The 19,978-nt window shown below is 65.9% G+C and carries 14 protein-coding genes; 9 read left to right on the top strand and 5 right to left on the bottom strand.

From position 1 onward, the window contains the following. The first annotated feature begins 316 nt into the window (after positions 1–316). The 5 genes from ACFT2C_RS04265 to ACFT2C_RS04245 all read left to right on the top strand — a co-directional run bounded on the left by ACFT2C_RS04265 (position 317) and on the right by ACFT2C_RS04245 (position 7,693). Positions 317–1,081, top strand: coding sequence for a Hachiman antiphage defense system protein HamA (locus ACFT2C_RS04265; RefSeq protein ID WP_377205760.1), 765 nt, complete (start codon positions 317–319; stop codon positions 1,079–1,081). Positions 1,082–1,166: 85 nt separating this feature from the next. After that, on the top strand, positions 1,167–4,634 hold the full coding sequence (locus ACFT2C_RS04260) for a DEAD/DEAH box helicase (protein ID WP_377205759.1): 3,468 nt from the start codon (positions 1,167–1,169) through the stop codon (positions 4,632–4,634). 12 nt (positions 4,635–4,646) lie between these two features. Then, positions 4,647–4,985 carry a hypothetical protein gene (locus ACFT2C_RS04255; RefSeq protein ID WP_377205758.1) on the top strand — a complete coding sequence of 113 codons (339 nt, stop codon included), beginning with the start codon at positions 4,647–4,649 and terminating at the stop codon, positions 4,983–4,985. A 267-nt stretch (positions 4,986–5,252) separates the two neighbouring features. Beyond that, complete coding sequence (locus ACFT2C_RS04250; protein ID WP_377205757.1) at positions 5,253–7,160, top strand: polymorphic toxin-type HINT domain-containing protein; 1,908 nt, start codon at positions 5,253–5,255, stop codon at positions 7,158–7,160. A 2-nt stretch (positions 7,161–7,162) separates the two neighbouring features. Then, entirely contained in the window at positions 7,163–7,693 is a 531-nt protein-coding gene (locus tag ACFT2C_RS04245) for a hypothetical protein (RefSeq protein ID WP_377205756.1), read from the top strand. Positions 7,694–7,931: 238 nt separating this feature from the next. Here the strand turns inward: ACFT2C_RS04245 and ACFT2C_RS04240 are convergent, their stop codons facing one another. Next, positions 7,932–8,057: a hypothetical protein gene (locus ACFT2C_RS04240; RefSeq protein WP_377205755.1), complete on the bottom strand. Its 126-nt coding sequence runs from the start codon at positions 8,055–8,057 to the stop codon at positions 7,932–7,934. 248 nt (positions 8,058–8,305) lie between these two features. On the opposite strand from ACFT2C_RS04240, the gene ACFT2C_RS04235 reads away from it, so the two are divergent. After that, the gene (locus ACFT2C_RS04235) at positions 8,306–8,692 is read left to right on the top strand and encodes a hypothetical protein (RefSeq protein WP_377205754.1); all 387 of its coding nucleotides are present in this window, start codon (positions 8,306–8,308) and stop codon (positions 8,690–8,692) included. A 499-nt stretch (positions 8,693–9,191) separates the two neighbouring features. On the opposite strand, the gene ACFT2C_RS04230 is transcribed toward ACFT2C_RS04235, so the two are convergent. The 3 genes from ACFT2C_RS04230 to ACFT2C_RS04220 all read right to left on the bottom strand — a co-directional run bounded on the left by ACFT2C_RS04230 (position 9,192) and on the right by ACFT2C_RS04220 (position 10,087). Continuing rightward, positions 9,192–9,431, bottom strand: a complete 240-nt coding sequence (locus ACFT2C_RS04230) for an HAD-IA family hydrolase (protein WP_377205893.1) — start codon at positions 9,429–9,431, stop codon at positions 9,192–9,194. Between the two features lie 221 nt (positions 9,432–9,652). Further along, positions 9,653–9,832: a hypothetical protein gene (locus tag ACFT2C_RS04225; RefSeq protein ID WP_377205753.1), complete on the bottom strand. Its 180-nt coding sequence runs from the start codon at positions 9,830–9,832 to the stop codon at positions 9,653–9,655. A 54-nt stretch (positions 9,833–9,886) separates the two neighbouring features. Then, the gene (locus tag ACFT2C_RS04220; RefSeq protein ID WP_377205752.1) at positions 9,887–10,087 is read right to left on the bottom strand and encodes a helix-turn-helix domain-containing protein; all 201 of its coding nucleotides are present in this window, start codon (positions 10,085–10,087) and stop codon (positions 9,887–9,889) included. A gap of 160 nt (positions 10,088–10,247) precedes the next feature. Between ACFT2C_RS04220 and ACFT2C_RS04215 the strand changes: the two genes are divergently transcribed. Then, on the top strand, positions 10,248–10,646 hold the full coding sequence (locus tag ACFT2C_RS04215) for a helix-turn-helix domain-containing protein (RefSeq protein ID WP_377205751.1): 399 nt from the start codon (positions 10,248–10,250) through the stop codon (positions 10,644–10,646). Positions 10,647–11,116: 470 nt separating this feature from the next. Here the strand turns inward: ACFT2C_RS04215 and ACFT2C_RS04210 are convergent, their stop codons facing one another. After that, positions 11,117–11,722, bottom strand: coding sequence for a DUF6642 family protein (locus ACFT2C_RS04210; protein ID WP_377205750.1), 606 nt, complete (start codon positions 11,720–11,722; stop codon positions 11,117–11,119). 380 nt (positions 11,723–12,102) lie between these two features. Here ACFT2C_RS04210 and pglW point away from each other — a divergent pair, with 380 nt between their 5' ends. Both pglW and pglX read left to right on the top strand, forming a co-directional pair. Beyond that, positions 12,103–16,251: a BREX system serine/threonine kinase PglW gene (gene pglW / locus ACFT2C_RS04205; protein ID WP_377205749.1), complete on the top strand. Its 4,149-nt coding sequence runs from the start codon at positions 12,103–12,105 to the stop codon at positions 16,249–16,251. Continuing rightward, on the top strand, positions 16,248–19,952 hold the full coding sequence (gene pglX / locus ACFT2C_RS04200) for a BREX-2 system adenine-specific DNA-methyltransferase PglX (RefSeq protein ID WP_377205748.1): 3,705 nt from the start codon (positions 16,248–16,250) through the stop codon (positions 19,950–19,952). The genes pglW and pglX overlap by 4 nt, the downstream gene beginning before the upstream one ends. Positions 19,953–19,978: the final 26 nt, after the last annotated feature.

Raw genomic sequence — 19,978 nt, 5'->3', positions numbered from 1 at the left:
CTCGGCGTCGTGCTCGGGACGACGCTCGCGGCTGCTCTCGTTGCTGCGGACTACCGTGCGGTCTTCAGCCGCCACTCAACGCGTCCGGAGCACGATGTGGGCGTGCGGGCGCGGGTGCGTGGTGTTGGCGACGATCCCCTGGACGCGCTTAAGCGCAGTGCCCATAGGGCAGAAGCACTTGCTTCGGGTTCCGGAGCAATACCGGGTGATTGGCGTCGTTTACCTGGCGGATTGGTGAACTGCGGTGCGACGATCACAGTATGGACCGAGGGGGACCCCGCCAGGCTGCGGCGCGGCGTAGATCGAGAGCAGCCGCGTGACGAGCTATGACCAATGGTGCGAGCCGGTCAGGACGACGTTGGTCGGGTCCCACACTATTGGCGTTCTCGTGTCTGTCGACGATGCGGTCGGCGTCGGCTCTATCGCCGCAGACTTGCCTAGCCGCTACGCCGAGTCCGCGTCCCTGTCGCGTATCGCCGAGCGGCTCGGAAAGCCGCAGGTGTCGGAGTTCCTGAGGAAGAAGTTTCCCCAGAAACCAGGCGCACGCTCGGGTGACCTGGGCGAGATCCTCGCCAGCGCCTATCTCGAAGAGGACTGCGGGTACGTCGTTGGTCCCAGTCGTCTGATACACCGCGACCATCAGGATTGGGCGATGCGGGGTGACGACGTGCTGGGCGCCAGACTTGACTCCGGGACACGCGTACTGATCGTCAAGGGTGAGGCCAAGAGCCGCGCGCAAGCCCGAGCCTCAGTCGTCGCGGAAGCCCGACAGAGCCTTCAGCGGGAGGAAGGGCTGCCGTCGGCGCATTCGCTGACGCAGTTCGCAGAACGACTGCTGCACACGGTTGACGAGGAACTGGGCGATGCAATCCTCCAGGCTCTGCTCACGGAGGGTGTAAGGCCCGAAAGCGTCACCCATCTGATGTTCCTGTTCGCTGGCAACGACCCGAGCAACCATGTGGTGGCGGATCTAGCCGGCTACTCGGGAGAGATCCTGCAACGAGCAGTGATCCTGCGGGTGCAGGGTCATCAGGAGTTCATCCGCGCTGCATTCGAGCAGGCGATCGCCAATGGTGCGTGATCTCAGAGCGCTGTCGGAGGAACTCGGGGCGGCGGTCGCTCCCCAGTTCCGAGGCCGACTTCTCGCCAGGGGCCAGGCGCAGTCGATGATCCGCCGTGACGGGCTGCTGCCGCAGGGGGCGCCGTCATTCGACACTTTTCTGGACAACGACCTCCTTAACTACGGCTACTCCTTGATCTCGACCAGCCTGCGGATCCTCGAGGCCCCCGAACTGCAAGCACCGCTGCAGGCTGTCCTGGGCGACGGGGATAGCGACCACGTACGTGAAGGCCTTATCCACGCCTCATACGCGCTTGAGGCGGCAACCAGGAACGTCTCGGGTGCTGAGGAGTTCGCGTTTCATCGCTTGATAGCAGGTGTCGCCAGCCACTTGGCGGGCTATGCGGCACGCGCCTACTCGCTCGTTCAGACCGGCCGGCAGTCCGGCCGGCTGACGCCGATGGAGCAGACGCTCGCGGATCTGGTGATGCGCTCCCTGGACGACGTCGAGGAACGGACTCGACGGCTGAGGACGTCACCTGCGCTGACTGACGATGCGGTGCTGGCCGCACTCCTCGAACCCGCCGAGACCGCCCACGTGGCTGGTGGGGAGGACGACGATCCCGCGGAAGGCCTGGGTCCGGTCTCGCTCCTGCTGAGCGAGAACTACATGTCAGCGGTCTCTGCTGCCATGTTCGCGTTGGCACATCGCCAGTCGGAATTGTTGACGACGGCACTGAGCGATCTGGCGATAGGTGAGCGCGCGGCCTACGACATGAGAATGCCGGGACCATGGTGGGTCTACCGGCTCACTCGGCGGTTGCTGGGTGATCTGGCGCAGACCAGTATTGCTGCGCATCTGCCGACTCAGCCACCACCGGTGGCAGGGACGCCGATGGATATCGCAGACACCAGACGGGAAGGCCGGTGGCGCTATCTGCGCCGCACTTTCATTGCAAACCTGCTCGCCCGCAGTCGTTCGGAGATCGACCTGTGGCCTTCCCAGCTGCACGTGGTCGACCGGGTATTTGCCGGAAACGACGACCTCGTCGTTGCGCTACCGACGAGCGCGGGCAAGACACGGATCGCCGAATTATGCATCCTGTCGTGCCTGGCCCAGGGCCGACGTGTCGTGTACGTGACGCCGCTCCGGGCTCTGTCGGCCCAGACCGAGCAGGTGCTAGACCGTACGTTTGGGCCGCTCGGGGCCCGGGTTTCGTCGTTGTACGGGAGCATGGGCGTCAGCCACGTCGATGAGGATGTTCTCCTGTCGAGCCAGATCGTCGTTGCGACCCCGGAAAAGCTCGACTTCGCCCTCAGGACCGACCCAACCATCCTGGACGACGTCGGGTTGATCGTGCTCGACGAGGGCCACATGATCGGACCGACCGAGCGCGAAGTCCGATACGAAGCCCAGATCCAGCGACTACTGCGCCGCTCAGACGCCGCCTCCCGCCGAATCGTGTGTTTGTCGGCGGTGTTCCCCTCTGGCGATGACCTGGACGACTTCGTCGCCTGGATCACCGACGACGCCGCGGGCGGCCTGCATCGCGAACAGTGGCGTCCCACGCAACAACGGTTCGGTCTGGTGGAGTGGCGTGGTGATCACGCTCGGCTGTCGATCACTCTTGGCGAGGATCGGCCGTTCATCCCTCGGTACCTGGAAGCAGCAGCCGCTTCCCGCCCCCGACAGAAGCCCTTCCCCTCCGACCAGCGCGAGCTCGTCATCGCGACTGCGTGGCGCCTGGTCGGGGAGGGGCAGACGGTTCTGGTCTTCTGCCCCCAACGAAACTCGGTCGAGCCCTACGCTCGCGAGGTCCTCAAGCTCCATCGACAGGGTTTCATTGACTCGGTTCTGCCAGATGGAGTCGATCTATCCACCGCCCTGGTGGTTGGCGCTGAGTGGTTCGGGGCGGATCATCCGATCTTGAAATGTCTTGAGCTGGGTGTCGCGATTCATCATGGCGCATTGCCCGGACCATTCCGCCGTGAGGTCGAACGACTCCTGCACGAGGGGTTCGTCAAGGTCACGGTCGCCTCGCCGACTCTTGCGCAAGGCCTGAATCTCTCGGCCTCCGCGGTGCTGTTCCACGGGCTGCGCCGCGGCCGGACGATGTTGACTGGCTCGGAGTTCGCCAACGTGATTGGCCGGGCTGGCCGTGCCTTCGTCGACACTGAAGGACTCGTGCTGTATCCCCTGTTCGAGCCCAACAGACGTCGACGAGAAGGCCGACGGAGCGATTGGCTACAGCTATCCAATGGAGACGCCGGAAAAACGCTGCGGTCAGGGCTGATCGAGGTGAGCATCGCCCTCATCCAGCGTGTTGTCGCCACGCTCGGATCCAATCAAGTGCAGCACTTCCTCGACTATCTCACCGGCGGCTGGGACTGGACGCTGCCCGTGGTGCAGGGTGAGGCGCCGGCGCTGCAACAGGAGGCAGCCGCAGACTGGCAATCGAACCTGGCCCTGCTCGACGCAGGCATCCTCAGCATCGTCGGTGACGACGATGCCGACCCGGACGAGATCACTCAGCTGATCGCCGACGTACTCAAGGACTCCTTGTGGGAACGGCAACTCCGACGCCTTGACGCGGACCTCGCTAGCGCACTGCGAGAGACAGCTACCACCCGGGCCCGGTTCATCTGGGCTTCCTCGACAGCAGCACAGCGACGCGGCTGGTATTTGGCAGGCCTGGGCGCTAACGCCGGCCGAGAACTCGGCGGAGTGTCTAGCATTATCGTTGAACTGACCGACCAGGCCGAAACAGCAATCGCCGAAGGAGACGACGCGACCGCGACCGTCCGTCTTGAGCAGATCGCCTCCACGGTCTTCTCTCTAGCTACCTTCCAGCCCGAGTCCCCATTGGAAAACTGGCGAGACGTGCTCGCGCATTGGGTCAACGGCGGACCACTGGGGGAATTGGAATCGGATGGGCCGGGTGCTCGGGTCGCCGTTGCCCAATTCATCGAGTCGAATCTGATCTACAAGTTGGTGTGGGGAATGGAAGCGGCTCGCGTCTATGAGACGGCACAGGGCAACCTTGTGGCCGCGGACCTGGATGGATCGGCAACGACAGCGGTCGAAACCGGCACTCTGATGGCCCCAGCCTCGATCTTGATCCGTGCTGGATTCGATCACCGTGTCGCTGCCATCGTCGCTGTTCAGGAGACCGCGGTGGAGTTCGACTCGGTGGCGTCAATGCGGGAGTGGATCGCTCAGCTCAGTCCTGTGCTAACGAGTCTGCCGAGCTGGCCAACTCCTGGGTCTCACGAGGCGTGGTTGCAGTTCACCCGCCGCACCGCCCGAACCTTGCGCCGTCGATGGCGACAGCAGAAGGTGCAGCTCCACAACGTCGTCTGGACCGCTGCCGGACCACCGGTCGACAGCTGGCTGCGGGTGACGGACGGCTCGAGCGGAACAGTCGATCTCTGGTCTCCGAGCAACGACTTTCTGGGCACCGCTGGGATTGCGCTCAACCCAGCCAGGGTGGGCATACTTCACGCGCGATGGCTCCCTGACGGACCAGGCGTCGAGTTGAGCTACCGAGGGCCGGGCGATCTCTTCCTCGATTGACATACGGTTGACATGGCGCTGCGCCTGTCGGGTGTATGGCTGGTGGTGGTGGATCGAGGACTTGACCCGCACCCGTTTTTACCCTCCTTTGCGTACACGGCGCTGGCGCCGTGGCTCAGGCCGCCGGCTCGTGAGCATCCATGGCCGGCGCAGGTGCCACGGGCTGCGCTGTCCCGCTTCAATGCCGCTCGGGGCGAGGTCGTCGACCTGACCCTGGTCGAGCCGATCGTGGTCGAGGTGAGCGCTGACGTGGGCTGGGACGGACAAAGCTTTCGCCACCTCCTGCGATTCGTGCGTGCACGTCCTGAGTTGCATCCGATGGAGGTCTCGCCGCCCTCAAGGACCACCTGAAACACCCTGTGCAGACCGAGCCTCCCGGCCACTGGAGCGATTCCCGATGCTCCGTTGACACCACTCGGGCGGCCCTCGCCGCGTCGGCCGTCCTCGGCCGGCGATTTCGAACCCCATCTGGTCTGGCGTTGCTCGGGTATGTCGCTCCGCTGGTCGAGCGTGACGATCTGCGAGCTCGTGTTGCTGATGCTGCATGTGGTGAAGAGTCCGGAGTGTCCGCGATCGGGGGTGTCTTTCGCATAGGCTCCATGCGGGCGAAAAGCGCTCATGTCGGACAGGTGGGGGTGGGGCGTGATGAGGCCGTCTGATTGGTCGCCGGTGGGGTTGGACTCGGATCCGACGCCGGGGGATCCGGTGCTGGTCCTCTCGGGTGGGCAGGAGTATCTGGAGGTCGCTGATTCGATCGACAACGCCGCCTCGGCGATGTCGCGTCTTGATGTGGCGGGGACGATCTCGCAGGCTGTGGATTCGCTGATGGAGGCCAAGGAAGACACCATCGGTGAGATCCGTAAGGCGCATTCGCGGTATCTGGCCGCGGGTGAGGCACTTGTCGGGTACGCCAGCTCTCTGGAGCGGGCGCAGTCCGAGACGCTGGCCGCCCTGGAGCAGGCCAGGACGGCGCAGGACGAGGCGCAGTCGGCGTCGGGATCACAGAGCAGGTGGCAGGAGCTGGCCGATTCGGCGAAGGACGATGCGGAGAAGGCGGAGTACCAGCGGCAGGCTGATCAGGCCGGCAATGACGCCGAACAGGCGTCCTCCACGATCAGCACGGCGCGGGGCACGGTGGAGTCGGCTGTGTCGGACCGGGACCGGGCCGCAGAACATGCGGTCGACCGGATCGAGGACATCACCAGCTCGGATGATCTGAATGATGGTTGGTGGGACAACTGGGGTTCCAAGCTCGTTGCCGCGATCGCCGATATCGCGGACATGATCTCCACCATCGCGGGGATCCTGGCGATCATCGTGGCGTTCATCCCGGTCGTGGGCGCGGCGCTGGCGGGGGTGCTGATCGTCATAGCGGCGGTGGCGGCGATAGTCAGTGCGGTCGCGAATATCACGCTGGCCGCGACGGGTGAGCGGTCCTGGGCCGAGGCGGGGATCGCGATCGCCGGTGCCGCGTTGTCGGTGATCGGGCTGGGTGGTGCGGCGAAGGCTGCGATGGGGTTGTCGAAGGGGTTGGCGAAGGGTGCGTTCAAGCAGGGGTTGAAGAAGGGGTGGTGCAAGTTCGGGTTCGGCCAGTGCTTCGTCGCCGGGACCCTGATCCACACCCCGGACGGCGAGCGTCCGATCGAGGACATCCGGGTGGGGGACAAGGTCTGGGCCCGGAACCTGGATACCGGGATGGACGAGCTGCAAATAGTTGAGCAGACGTTCGTAAGGCAGACCAACGCGCTGTTCCACCTCACGATCAACGGTTCGGTTGTGTCCACGACCGCGGAGCACCCGTTCATGGTCGAGGGCCGTGGCTGGCTCGACGCAGCGTTCCTCCACGTGGGTGACACCCTCGTCACCCCGGACGGGACGGTGACCGTCGATGCGATCGAGGTCGAGACCCGTGCCGAGGTGGACGTGGAGACGGTCTACAACTTCCACGTCGAGACCCACCACAACTACTTCGTCTATGCCGGCGACACACCCGTTCTCGTCCACAACGCGGTGCACGCGAAGGCCCTGAAGCCGAACAGTACGTACAAGATCAATGGCGGGACCTACAAGGTTGACGACCTCGGCCGGCCCTCCGGGATCGATGCAAAGCTCACCAAGAGTTCTATCGGCGGCAAGACCGATCCTCAGGTCGACCCGTTGGGGTACGTCAGTGGCACGCACCAGAGAGGTCACCTGCACGGGGCACAGCTCGGAGGGCCGAACGACCACGCTGCCAACTTCGTGTCGCAGTTCGACCGGTCGAACAGCCCGTGGCAGCGCGCCATCGAACGCGAGGTACGGAAGGTCGTCGAGGGTGGGGAAGACGTGGCCTACAAGGTCACACCTCAGTACGATGGCGACGCCGTGGTCCCATCGCAGATCCACTTCGGCGCCGATGGTTCCAACGGCTACAAGCTGGACTACACCCTCGACAATCTGCCGGACATGCCGCTGCTCTCCGACGAGGTGGCAGCGGGCAACCTCCCGAAGAACGCGGACGGTTTTCGGTTCGGGAACAGGAGCTGACCATGAGCCTCGAAGACCTGATCGACGCCGGACGCCTCACCCCTCGCGAAGAGCCCTTCGACTGGAACGGTGCCGAGAGCCGGCTCCAGATCCAGATCCCCGAGGACTACCGCAGACTGGTCGACGCCGGAGGAAGCGGGCTGTGGTTCGACTACATCCGGGTGTTCGCGCCAGACGAGCGCTACCTGAGCCGGAACCTGCTCGACTCGGACGGCGTCTTCCGGGATCTCCTGATCTTCTGGGAGGACGATCCCGACACCAGGCCCGCCGACCTGCCGGAGGGCGACGCGCGACTGACCGCGTGGGCGAACACAGCGAACGGCGAGATGCTGTTCTGGCGCACCGAGCCCGGCGCCAGTCCTGATGCATATCCGATCTACGTCGAGAACGCGGACGGCGAGGAATGGGAGCGGTTCGACATGACGACCACCGACTTCCTCACGGGGGTGCTCAACGGAGACATCAGTAGCGAACACTTCTCTGACACCTTCCTGCGCGTCGACCAGGTGTTCCAGCCGTACCCGGACCTGTAACCGAACGACGCCGGCCCGTGTGGCGCCGCCCAACGGCCCCCGGGGTCGTGGGTTCACGGCCCGGCGGCATCCCCAGATCGCAACAGTTGTCGAGCACGGCAGGACTCGTAGCCGCTGCCGGGCGTCGGATCGATCGCCTTCGCCGGGTGACACTCCGCACAACCTCGGCTGGGGGGCTCTCGTTCTGGACGTTGCCCACGGCCGTGCTCAACCGTGATGGGCGCGAGGCGCGGTTCGTTCACGTGCAGGCGTTCTTCACCCCACCGATGATGCGGTCCGCGACCGAGATGGAGCGCACGAGCGCCAGCCGAGGCCCTGGCCCTGAGCCCTCGCGCTCACCGGGCACGGCTCGCCATGTGCTCACGTCGGCCCAGCTGGTGCACTCGAGGAGCGCCGACCGACGTCGCCGGCAACGTCGGGAATCGCACGGTTCTGCGGTTCTCGTCGCAAAGTGCGCACCCGCCTGGATTATTCGGGTGTCATGTTTGTGGGGCCGTTTCGCGGTGGCGCGAGGTCGGGACCGGGGCCTGAAAACCGCCCCGGTGAGGAACTCCTGGCGGCGGTGGCGGGGCGTACCGTTCCCGTATGGACAGTTCGCCATTGCGAGGGGTCGTGAGCGTTGTCGTCGCCGCTGCCGCCTTGGCGCTGTTCGCTGCCTGCGGATTCGGATCGCCAACCGCCGTGACGACAGACGACGTACGAGAGCAATGCTCGGATACGGAAGGCTGGGACGAATTCGTTACCGTGACCGAGTCGTCGGTCACGATCAGCGCGACCGACGCCGAGATGGAAGCCCATATGGCCGAGAAAGTCGATGCGTGCGTTGGCTACGCGACGGGAGCCCCGAAAGACGAGATCGTTGATGCGTTCAGTTCGGAACCCGGTCCCACCTTCGAGTACGAGTGGGACGGGCGCACCGTGCAGGGCGCCGGCTGGAAACTCAACATGAGCAGGGATGCAAGCGGCATGATCATCAGGTACTCCCCGACCGCGCGTTGATGAGGCAGCCGACTGGGGCATGACCCGCGCGCCGAAATCCGCAGGGATCGCCAGCGCCGCGCGACGGCTTCAGGACGACAAGGGCCCGTGAGCTCGCGGCCGCCGTGTACGGGGTGCAGTGGCGCTCCTGGCCCACGCCCGCACGTGGACCAGATCGCGAAGGTCGTCGAGCAGGTCGAGGCCTTGGAGGGGCGTTCGGCGTGAACAAGCAGCGCCAGGCGGCCGCCGAGACGTGCACGGAACGTCGACGACTTCGTTCACCGCTGCAGGAAAGGCGAGCAATTCGCGGGAGCTGGCGGGTTACCCGAACGACACGCCGCACGACACACCGTTGACTCAGATCACTTGACGGACGTGTTCACCGGGCCCAGACGCACGATTCGCCGCTCTGGTGGACCGAATGGCCGGGATTCAACACGGTCAGCCTCAACCACAGCGGGGCGATTATCGACTATTGCCCTGAGCCTGACCTGGATCGTTCGCATGTTGGTAGCGACCTCTACCGCGGCCAGGTCTTTCGCCGTAGAGGTCGGCGCCGTCCAGGCGTGCACGTTCGTGCGTCGTCAGAAGGGGCAAGAGTCCGGCAGCCGGCAGCACGTCCCGAGGCGATTCCGGCAGGCGCGTCTTCAACGACGAGGCAAGCGGCAGGGTCGACGCCGAGCTGTCGCCCGTCACGCTGGGAACCTGAGGGATCTGCGAGCTGCCCTTCAGCATCCCAGGTTCGACGTCGAGGACGTATGCGATCCGTAACAGGACCGCATACCAGCCTCTACCCCAGGCTCTCCGGCGAGCACCACGCGGCCACGCGGATGTGGCTACGGTGAAGAGAGCGGATGGATGTCGCCCAAGGCGTCATCCAGCGCTCAACTCCACCTCAAGGTCGTGCTGGATATGCAAGTTGATCCAGAACTGCGCACTCCCCCAAAGCAGCGGCCAAGACGGAACGAGTGAGCTTACCGGTCAATCGTCGTCGTCATTGGCCAAAATGTGAATGAGCTCATCAGCCGATAAGGTTCCGCTCTTGAAGTTCTCACGATTGGCAAGAACTTCGCTTAGCGGGATTACCCCATCATTCACGGCGTCCTCCAGCCGGCTGTACTCATACTCTGTCATTCCCCAATCGTCATGGACGTTGGTCATCTCTTTCCTCTCGTGTTACATGCGGTCCTTGATGCAAGTGAGACTTGGTACCTACTACGCGGCCTTGCCACCTGATGTTGTCTGAAAGCGGAGTTCGGCAGAGTTGCGATCCAACGGAATAGCGTCCCGCTCGACCTTGGAGACCCAGCTTGACGAAGGGCCGACAAGGCCGGCGAAGGCCTGCTGGCTGATCCCGCGAGCCACCCGAGCCCGCGCGACTCGCTCACCGATCGTCAACTCTGTAGGGATGTCCATCGGGACCGTCCCCTCTCTCCTGCGACTGGCACACCTCGACCACAGGGCCTGACGTCGATGCCGAACTGGCAGAAAAATCCCACCTCTGGCGTCCCACGGTATCTAGCGTTATCGCCGCTGACCAGGGACACCACAACAGGGATCGAGTCAGGAGGCTCGCATGACGCTGAGTACCCGTACCGCTCAGGTCCGACGAGACCATCTGGCGGCACGCCGTCGGACGGTCGTACTCAGCCAGGAAGCGCTGGCCGCGCGGCTCGGAGTCCAGCGCACCACGGTCACTCGATGGGAGAGCGGCGCCACGACGCCGATGGCCTGGGTGCGACCGGGGCTTGCCGAGGCGCTTGGCGTCTCCTCGCTGACCCTCGATGCCATGTTCACTGCTCAGCCGTCGCCGCCACCAGCCACGGGCCTAGCGAACGTCATCGCCACGATCGACTCGATCTTTGCAACAGGAGCGCCAGGTGTCAGCCAGGTGGCCGTGGGGCACGGCGGAGTATGGATCGAGCCGGGCAACGGGCGAATCCGACATCGTGTCGTGAACGGCCCGGCGCCGTAGTCAGTCCCGATCGGCCTCCGCACGCATTCACCAGGTAGTCCGCCGAGTTGGCGGTGCCTCAGCCGTTTGTGTGACTGCCTGAGCGCGGCAGAATGGGTCGTCTCTTCGACACAGGCACCGGCTTCCGCTGCCGAGCGGTCTGGCCCGGGTCTCCTCCCAAGGGCGTTCAGCGGCCACGGCCGAACGGGTCATGCGCCAGAACCTCCGTTTGCCGTGTGCAACCGACAACCTGTCGGAGAGGAAATGGAACGTCGGTGGCAATGCCCGAGGTCGATCCGTCTTCAAAGGGCACACCCAGAAGACCAACAAGGACAGGATCTCCAGACGATGGTGGACTCCGACCCGGATCGTACGGGGACGGTCGTTTCCGGAATCGGCCGGGCCGTAGTGGGAGATGCCGTGACGCGGGTCGATGTGCCTGCCGCCGCCGGCGAACTCGCGACTCGAGCGGACGCTGGGGCTCGTGGGGGTCAGCGAGAATTGCCGTTCGCCTTCCACATCGCTCGCTCCGGACCGCGGTAGACGATTGTGAATCCGAGGTCGGCGGCGAGCGAGGCCCACTTCTTCGATGCGGCAAGCTGTTGGACGCGATCAATGCGAGTGCCGTTGACGAGGGCATCGAGGAGGACGGTTTCGAAGGCGGCGGCTTCGACAAACTTCACGGATTTGGTGAAGCCGCACAGCAGCTCAGCTCCGGTGGTGTCGAGGAACTTGCGGAGCCGTGGCTCCCCGACATCGAGCACCCTGCAGCCGCCGAAATAGATCTTGCGTCCGGTGCATCGCCCCGCGAGAAGCTGGGCAAGTTCGTCGACCGTGAGCTCGTGCCCCTCACCGAGGTGGAGCCTCTGGGAGCTGCCGTGCGTGGCGAAGTAACCCACGGAGTACGACGCGAACCGTCGACCTCGCCAGCGTTCGATGTAGTACCGGAACTCCTCGGCCGTCGCGACGTCGCGGTGGACGTATCGAATCAGCTCCAGGCCTAGGAGCTCGAGGATGTTCTTGACCGACGCGTTCACGCGCAGGTCGCCGTCCCATTGGCCCTCGATGCAGAAGATCCCGCCTGGTTGTCCTGCCAAGAGTCCTCCTCGATCGGCGCCAGGACGATCCTGCCGGGTCGAGGTGCACGGTGGGAGCGTCTCGAGGGTGATCTTGCGCGGGATACGGGGTGTGCAACGTCGCCAACGTGTAGCCAAAGACCGTGCAGATAGAGCCGCGCCGAGCGCACCGCCGCAATGGGGTTGGGCTGCTCTCTCCGACATCACCCAGGTGACATTCCGACCCACCGCCGCGCCAGCCACCGATCCCCGTGATCAGGTCCGATATCCTCACGTTCGAAGCCGTTGCAGATCGCGCCAGCCTCCAGACGGCGGTAGACCTGGGAGGACGCCGCAAGCAGGGGTTGCAGGACGGAGTACGACGCCTAGGGGGCCGCAGCGAAGCATGAGGACGTCTCACAATGTCGCCTGACTCCCCGAATTGGATCCCGCTGGGCCCGTCAGCGACTCCCAAGGAGCAGGAGGCGCTCGATCGCCTCCGGGAGACGCTGCCCGACGACGGCCTCACGACCGCCTGGACCAACCTCACCTTCATCGACGACTCCGGCCGCATCGCCGAGGTCGATGCCCTGATCCTCACCCCGGCTGGCTTCTTTGTGGCCGAGCTGAAGGGCTGGCACGGAACCATCCGCGGCACGTCTCAGCGTTGGCAGCACGGTCCGCGCAACGTGGAGAACCCGCTGCTCCTGACGGACCGCAAGGCCAAGCGCCTGGCGAGCCTGCTCAAGTCGTACGCTCCGGCGGCGCAGAAGAAGTATGTGCCCTTCGCGCAGCCGCTCGTGATCCTGCATGGCGAGGGCTCGACGGTTGACCTGGACCAGTACGGACGCACCGGCGTTGTCGTGCTTGACACGTACAAGGTGAGGGCCAAGCCGCCCCTGCCCAGGTTGTCCGAGTACCTCGCGGCACAGCCGAGCCATCACATCCTGGACCTCCAGCGCATCAAGACCGTTCGAACACTGTGCAAGAAGGCGGACTTCCAGAAGGCACAGAAGACCCGGATGGTGGGCGACTTTGCGGTCGAGGACTCCACTCCGATCGCGCAGGGCCCGGACTGGCAGGATGTCCTGGTCAATCTGCCCGAGCCCTTGAACCTAAAGCGCCGCCTCCGCCTGTTCGACGTCGTACCGAAGGCGCCCAAGTCGGAGCGGCAGCGCGTCGAACAACTCGCCCTGCGCGAGTTCCAGCTCACCCAGGGCCTCAAGCACCCGGGCATCACTGTCCCCACCGACTTCAAGAAGACCGACGACGGTCCTGCCCTGGTCTTCGAGTACGACGAGAACGAGATCCCGCTTGAGGAGTACCTCGCCGGGCCGGGCAAGGAACTCACCCTGGACCAGCGCGTCGCCCTGACCGACAAGCTCGGCGAGATCCTCCGCTACGCCCACGGCCGTCGCCTGCTGCACCGTGCGCTGTCCCCGCAGCGGGTTTGGGTCCGTGAGACCAAGGGCGAGCCAAACCTCACGGTTCGCGACTGGTATGCAGGGCAGAGGGATCGCGATACCTCCGGTACCTCTCGCTGGACGACCATCGGCGGTGGTGTCGCCGACATCATGGGCATTCAGAACCAGGACGACTGGATCTGGCTCGCCCCCGAGGCACGCGGCTCCGTCCAGGAGGTGCCCGGCCTTCCGTTGGATGTCTATGGATACGGCGCCCTTACCTTCCTCATCCTGACGGGGAAGCCGCCCGCCACCACCTTCCAGGCACTCGAAGAGGTGCACGCCACGGGCGCGCTCGACCCGCGCCGTGTCACCACTGGCCTGCCCGACCTGCTGGCCGACGTCGTCGTCCATGCCACACAGGTCGTCGAGACCGAACGCCCGGCGAGCATCGAGGACGTACTCCTCGAACTGCGGATCGCCTGGGACGACGTCCGAAAGCCGGAAACGCAGGTCGAGCCCACCGCTGCGGATGCTCTGGACGCCCAGGCCGGGGATCTGGTCGCCGACCGTTTCGAGGTCGTCGCCCGCCGTGGCGAGGGGTCCTCCGGGGTGGCGCTCGGAGTCCGCGACTACGACGCCGACGATGGCACCCCCGAACGCATCCTCAAGGTCGCCCGCAACGACGGCGCTGGCCGTCGCCTCCAGGTCGAGGCGGAGGTGCTGGGCGCCCTGGACCACCCGCGGGTGGTCCGCCTCGTCGAGAGCCTGACGATCGACGGCCGCCGCGCGCTCCTGCTGTCCGACGCCGGCCGGGAGACCCTCGCAGGTCGTCTCGCAGCCGAAGGGCGCGCGACCCTGGGCGAGCTGCAGCAGTTCGGCGGCGACCTGATCGAGGCGATGGCGTACCTGGACGGCAAGGGTCTTTCGCACCGCGACATCAAGCCCGCCAACCTGGGCATCTCGCAGGACCCGAGCACCCGCAAGCGTCGCATCACACTGTTCGACTTCTCGCTCGCCCAGGAGCCCGCCGAGAACCTCACTGCCGGCACGCCCGGATACCTCGACCCCTATCTGGGCGCCGGTCGCCGCAGGCGCTTCGACCGCGCTGCCGAGATGTGGGCGGTCTCGGCCACTCTGTTCGAGATGGCAACGGGTGTGCCGCCCTGGTGGGGCGCCGGCCTGAGCGTTCCGGCTACGGCGTCCGAGCGGCCAGTGGTGGAGCCCACCAGCTTCGAGCCCGCGGTCGCGAACCAGCTGGCCGAGTTCTTCTCCTGTGTCCTGTCGCCGGATGCCAAGGAGCGGTTCGCTACGTTTGACGAGCTGGACCAGGCGTGGCAGGACGTCTTTGACTCCCTGCCTGATGCCGAGGACGCCCGCGAGCAGGACGACGCCCGCGCGTCGTCGGCTACCTTGACTACCCAGCTGGCCGAGGCCGGGCTGAGTGCCCGTGCTCTGTCCGGCCTGGCTCGTCTCGATGTGGTCACAGTAGGCGACCTGCTGGGCAAGCACCCCGTGGAGATCAACCAGGTCCGCGGCCTGGGGGAGCGGTACCGCAAGGAGATCCAGCGACGGGTGAAGCAGTGGCGTGTCACGCTTCGTCCGGCTAGCGGGGTGTCCGATGACGACCACCTGGGCGTTGAGCGCGTTGTCCGCACCCTGGTGGGCATGCTCGACACCGACGTGCAGCCCCTGGTCCGATCGGGCCTCGGGCTCGGCACCGGTGAGAGCGCGAGGCCTGGTCGTTGGCCGCAGACCCGTGAGCTTGGCGTGGCGGTGGCTCAGGTCGCGCGTGTTCTGACCGACGCTGCGGCCGTCTGGGCGGGCAACACCGCCCTACGAGAGGCCGAGCGCGAGGTCGGCGAGATCCTTGCCGCAAACGCCCGCGTTATGACCGTCCCTGAGCTGGCCCAGGCGCTGGTCGCGCGCCGCGGGTCCACACTTTCCGACGATGCCGAGCGACTCCGCTACGGCACCGCCCTCGTAGCGGCAGTACACGTGCTGGACGAGCGCAGCCCCGACCCGTGCTTGGACCTGCGCCGCCGGACGTCCGGAACCCGTACCTCGGAGAGCCCCGGGTTCAAGTCCCGTCGCCCAGACCTCCTCATGCTCATCGATACAGCCGACCCGCTCGACTCGGGTGACCAGTACCCACCTGTCGACGCCCTATTCGAGGTGGTCAGCGACCTGTCTCGCGCGGCGGAAGACATGGTCGGCAAGGGCAACGGGACGGGCGTCGTGCCGCAGGTCCGAGCCGCTACCACCTTGCGGGAGATCGCGGCCGAGCTGCCCGACTGGGACATCAGCACCCAGCGCCTGCTGCGCCTTTCTGCTGAGGCCGGCTCCCAGGTTGGCATTTCAGGATTTGAGGAGCTCTACCCCAGGGCGATGGAGCCACTGGAGGCGGTTCGCCTGGTGCTGCGCGGCAAGCCCGGCCGCGCGTTCCGCGCCGAATCCGTCCGCGCCGCAGTCCGAGCCCGCTTCCCGCAACTCACCACCGACCTGCCGCGCAACCTCGACCCCTTGATCCACGATGTCTTCCCCGACCTGGTGCTGCGCGACGGCGTCTACGAACCCCGCAGCACCGTGTTCGGTGCCTCCCCGACAGCCACGCCGCTCGGCGGCGGCATCGGTTCCGCCGCCGCGGAGCAGCTCCGCCAGCGGCTCGTCGACTCCCTCGCCGCACATCGCGCCCTCACCCTCGGCGTGCCGCGCAAGCACTATGGTGACGCGGCCCGCGCACTCGCCGATGGGTTCGGCGTCGAGGTGGTCGACGTCGCCGACCTGGTGGTCCGCGCCGGTCGCGACCTGGCCCAGCAGATGGGCGCCCAGTGGCCGGGGCTGCTCGGCGTTGACGCCGCCGAGAAGGGTTCGCCGCAGCGTGAACGCCTAGCCCGCTTCGTTGCACAGGCCACCACGCCCGCTTGGGAGCAGACTATCGCCAGACCCGAGCCGTTGCTGCTGGTCAACGCAGGCCCGCTGCAGCGCTACGGCCTGGGCAGGCTGCTCTCGTTGCTGCTCGACATCGGCACCCGACGGCCCGCAGCACGGTGGCTGCTGGTCGCGTCACCGGACGCGGACGGCCTTCCGCATGGACCCGGCGGAGTGCTCGACCTGCCACGCGACCTGAAACTTCTGACCCCGACGACCTCCGGAGCACGCCAGTGATCAGCTCGACCGCGCTGCTGAAGGACCTCAAGGCCCAGCTCAAGGCAGTGCAGGAGGACCTGCAGCACGGGGCAGGCGACAGCACCACAACCTGGGGTGGCCGCCTGCAGCGGCAGTACCACGAGGCGTTCAAGCGGGAGCGCACCGGCCTGACATGGGCCGAATGGAGCCGCAACGAAGTGGAACAGGCAGCCGTCGCGTGGATCCTGACGACCACGTTCGTACGGTTCTGCGAGGACAACGACCTCCTGGTCGGCGCCACGCTGGACGGGCTGCCGGTAGCGGTGGGCTGGATTGCCGGGCCCGGCGACCGCACCGACCGGGCAGCCGAGAACCAGACCGCGTTCTTCCGTACTAACCCCACTCTGAACCTTCGGTACTGGCTGCAGGAAGCCTTCGGTGTGCTCGCCGCCCAGCCCGCCGGAGCCGCGCTGGTGGACCGGAAGCACAACGCGGTGTGGAGCGCCGAAATCAGCCAGTGGGCTGCGTCAGGCCTGATCGACTTCTGGCGCCGCACCGACACAGCCGGGAACCTGGTGCATGACTTCACCGATCCTGACCTGGACACCCGCTTCCTGGGCGACCTATACCAGGACCTGTCCGACCACGCGCGTGACACCTACGCTCTGCTACAGACCCCCGACTTTATCGAGGGGTTCATCCTCGACCGCACCCTCACACCCGCACTGCGGGAGGTGTCGCTGGGCGAACTGCGCCTCATCGACCCGACCTGCGGCTCAGGCCACTTCCTCCTCGGGGCGTTCCGCCGGCTCGACGAGGCGTGGGCCGCGGACGCGCCCGGCCTCGACGCCAAAGAACGTGTGCGCCGTGCCATGGACTCGCTTCACGGCGTGGACCTCAACCCGTTCGCCATAGCCATCGCCCGCTTCCGGCTCACCGTGGCGGGCATGCTCACCCAGGGCGAACGCAGCCTTGTCGGCCTCGCGCCCATGGGCTTTCACCTGGCCATCGGCGACTCGCTGCTCGGCGAGCAGGGCGGCGCACCCGAGGGCCAGCGCCTGTTCGACCACGGCACGCTCGACCTGGGCATCGACGGCACGCTGGACGACGCCGCCAAGGACCGCGACGTGGCAGACGCGGAGGCCGGGTACCAGTACGACGCCGAGGACCTCGGCGAGTACACCGGCATCCTGACCCCGGGGCGCTATCACGTAGTGGTGGGGAACCCGCCGTACATCACAGTCAAGGACAAGGTGCTCAACGCGGCGTACCGCAAGGCCTACAAGACAGCGCACATGAAGTATCAGCTCACTGTCCCGTTCATGGAGCTGTTCTTCCGGCTCGCGGTGAAAGGGCAGCCCGGCCGGTCGGCCGGGCACGTGGGCCAGATCACCGGCAACGGGTTCATGAAGCGTGAGTTCGGCAAGAAGCTTGTCGAAGACCTATTTGCCGGCTACCACCAGGACAACCCCGTGGACCTTACTGAGGTGATCGATACCGCAGGTGTTCCCGTGCCAGGCCATAACACGCCAACGGTGATCCTGGTTGGCCGACGGCGGAACCCGGTCGGAGGTACCGTGCGCGCCGTGCTCGGCGTGCGCGGCGAGCCTGGCCAGCCCGTCGACCCGGCTGAGGGGTTGGTTTGGTCGGAGATCTCTGGTCACGTTGACGACAGCGAGTACGACGGCACGTATGTGACGGTCACTGACCTCAGGCGCGACGCCCTCAAGAAGCATCCGTGGTCGCTGAGCGGAGGAGGCGCAGGTGCGGCGATGGAAGCTCTCGCCGCTTCGAGCGATAACTCACTTGGCCTAGGCGTCGTCCGGATCGGCTTCTTTGGAGTCATGGGGGCCGACGATGCCTTTACGATGGTTCCGGGAGTCCCGGAACGCTTGGGTGCGGACGACTCGTTTCGAGACCTGACAATCGGAGATGAGGTTCGCGATTTCGTCATCCTGCCCGGTGATCGAGCGTTCTTTCCGTACACGAGCGATCATGACCTCGAAGGGCTCGATTCATACCCAGAAATGGCACAACGTTTGTGGAGTCTGCGAACTGAACTCGGCAATCGAGCTACGTTCTCGAAGCAGACATACTTCGCCGAGGGTCGGCCATGGTACGAATGGCACCAGCTCCCTAAAGATGAGGGTGCTAATCCTTGGGCGATCACGTTTGCAGAGGTTGCTACCCACAACCACTTTGCGGTGGACCGGGGTGGGAAGGTGTTCAAGCAGACGGCGCCGGTGATCAAGTTGTCAGAGTCGGCAAACGAGCAGGACCACCTTGAGCTGTTGGGAGTGCTGAACAGTTCGACGGCGTGCTTCTGGCTCAAGCAGGTGAGCCACAACAAGGGCAGTGGAGCCGATGCAAGGGGAGGGCGTCAGACCTCGGCACCGTGGGAGGATTTCTACCAGTTCGGGTCGACCAAACTTCTGCAGTTCCCGCTTCCATCCACGTTGCCCGGCGCTCGTGGTCACCTGCTGGACACGCTGGGCCAGAGCCTGACTGTTTCGGCCCCGCGAACTGTGGTCACGGAGGTGACAGCGGACGACCCCACCTGGTCTGGAGACCCGGGCTGGCTCGAGTCCCGCTTGGACAAAGCGCGTGAGGAGTGGCAATCGCTCCGAGAGCGGATGGTATTCGAGCAGGAGGAACTGGACTGGGAGGTCTATCGCCTCTACGGGCTGATCGACGAGGATCTGACTTACGTGGGCGCTCGGTCTGAGGCAGATCGTCGGTTGGTCCTTGGCCAGCGGGCCTTCGAGATCGCGCTCGCGCGGAAAGTCGAGGCAGGCGAGGATGAGATCGCCTGGTTCGACCGTCATGGCTCGGTGCCGATCGCGGATCTGCCCTTGCATTGGCCGGTGGATTACAGGGCGCTGGTGGAGCGCCGTCTGGCCCTGATCGAGTCCGACCCGACGATCCGCCTGCTGGAGAAGCCAGAGTTCAAGCGGCGTTGGGCTACGACTCCGTGGGCCAAGCAGCGCGACGAGGCGCTCCGGACGGCGATCCTGGATCGGCTGGAAGGTCGGGACCTGTGGCGGGACGCGGATGGTCAGCCGGTCACGCGGTCGGTGGCGGAGCTGACCGACCTAGTGGCCGGCGACGGTGTGCTGCGTGAGCTGGCGATTGCCCTGACCGGCGCGGCGACGCAGGACCTGGCGAAGCTGTTGACCGCGCTCGCCCCGGGTGAGGCGGTGCCGTACCTGGCCGCATATCGCTACAAGCCGTCGGGCCTCGTGAAGTTCCGGGCGTGGCAGCAGGTATGGGACCTGCAGCGGCGCGAGGACGCGGGCGCGCAGGTGGAGATCCCGGTGCCGCCCAAGTACGTGTCGGCTGACTTCAGGCCTGGCGTGTGGACCCACCGGGGCAAGTTGGACGTGCCCAAGGAGCGGTTCGTCCTGTACCCGGGCGTCGGGCGTCGGGGTGACACCACGCCGGTCCTGGGCTGGGCTGGGTGGGACCACCGTGACCAGGCGTTCGCCCTGGGCGGGGAGATCGCCCGGCAGCACGAGCTCGGCGTCGGCGATGAGGAACTCTTGCCGCTGCTGGGCGGGCTGGTCGAGCTGGAGCCATGGTTGCGGCAGTGGCACAGCGAGGTGGACCCGGTGTTCAACGCGAGCCCTGCCGACCTGGTCGCTGGCCTGCTGGACGAGGAGCTGGCCCGCCTGGAGACCACCCGCGAAGCGGTCACCGCCTGGGCGCCGCCCGTCGGATCGCGCGGACGTAAGAAGGCCTGACCCATGAACATCCGCCAGGGAGAGAG

Source organism: Promicromonospora sp. NPDC057138 (assembly GCF_042670845.1).
GTDB lineage: Bacteria > Actinomycetota > Actinomycetes > Actinomycetales > Cellulomonadaceae > Promicromonospora.
Note: the sequence above shows the minus strand (reverse complement) of the source record. Positions and strands in the feature narration are given on the sequence as shown.

Bases quoted from the DNA above. Each gene is read 5' to 3' on its own strand.
- pglW (WP_377205749.1), top strand. From the start codon at position 12,103: ATGTCGCCTGACTCCCCGAATTGGATCCCGCTGGGCCCGTCAGCGACT.
- ACFT2C_RS04220 (WP_377205752.1), bottom strand. From the start codon at position 10,087: ATGGACATCCCTACAGAGTTGACGATCGGTGAGCGAGTCGCGCGGGCT.
- ACFT2C_RS04255 (WP_377205758.1), top strand. From the start codon at position 4,647: ATGGCGCTGCGCCTGTCGGGTGTATGGCTGGTGGTGGTGGATCGAGGA.
- ACFT2C_RS04225 (WP_377205753.1), bottom strand. From the start codon at position 9,832: ATGACCAACGTCCATGACGATTGGGGAATGACAGAGTATGAGTACAGC.
- ACFT2C_RS04245 (WP_377205756.1), top strand. From the start codon at position 7,163: ATGAGCCTCGAAGACCTGATCGACGCCGGACGCCTCACCCCTCGCGAA.
- ACFT2C_RS04260 (WP_377205759.1), top strand. From the start codon at position 1,167: ATGATCCGCCGTGACGGGCTGCTGCCGCAGGGGGCGCCGTCATTCGAC.
- ACFT2C_RS04215 (WP_377205751.1), top strand. From the start codon at position 10,248: ATGACGCTGAGTACCCGTACCGCTCAGGTCCGACGAGACCATCTGGCG.
- ACFT2C_RS04250 (WP_377205757.1), top strand. From the start codon at position 5,253: ATGTCGGACAGGTGGGGGTGGGGCGTGATGAGGCCGTCTGATTGGTCG.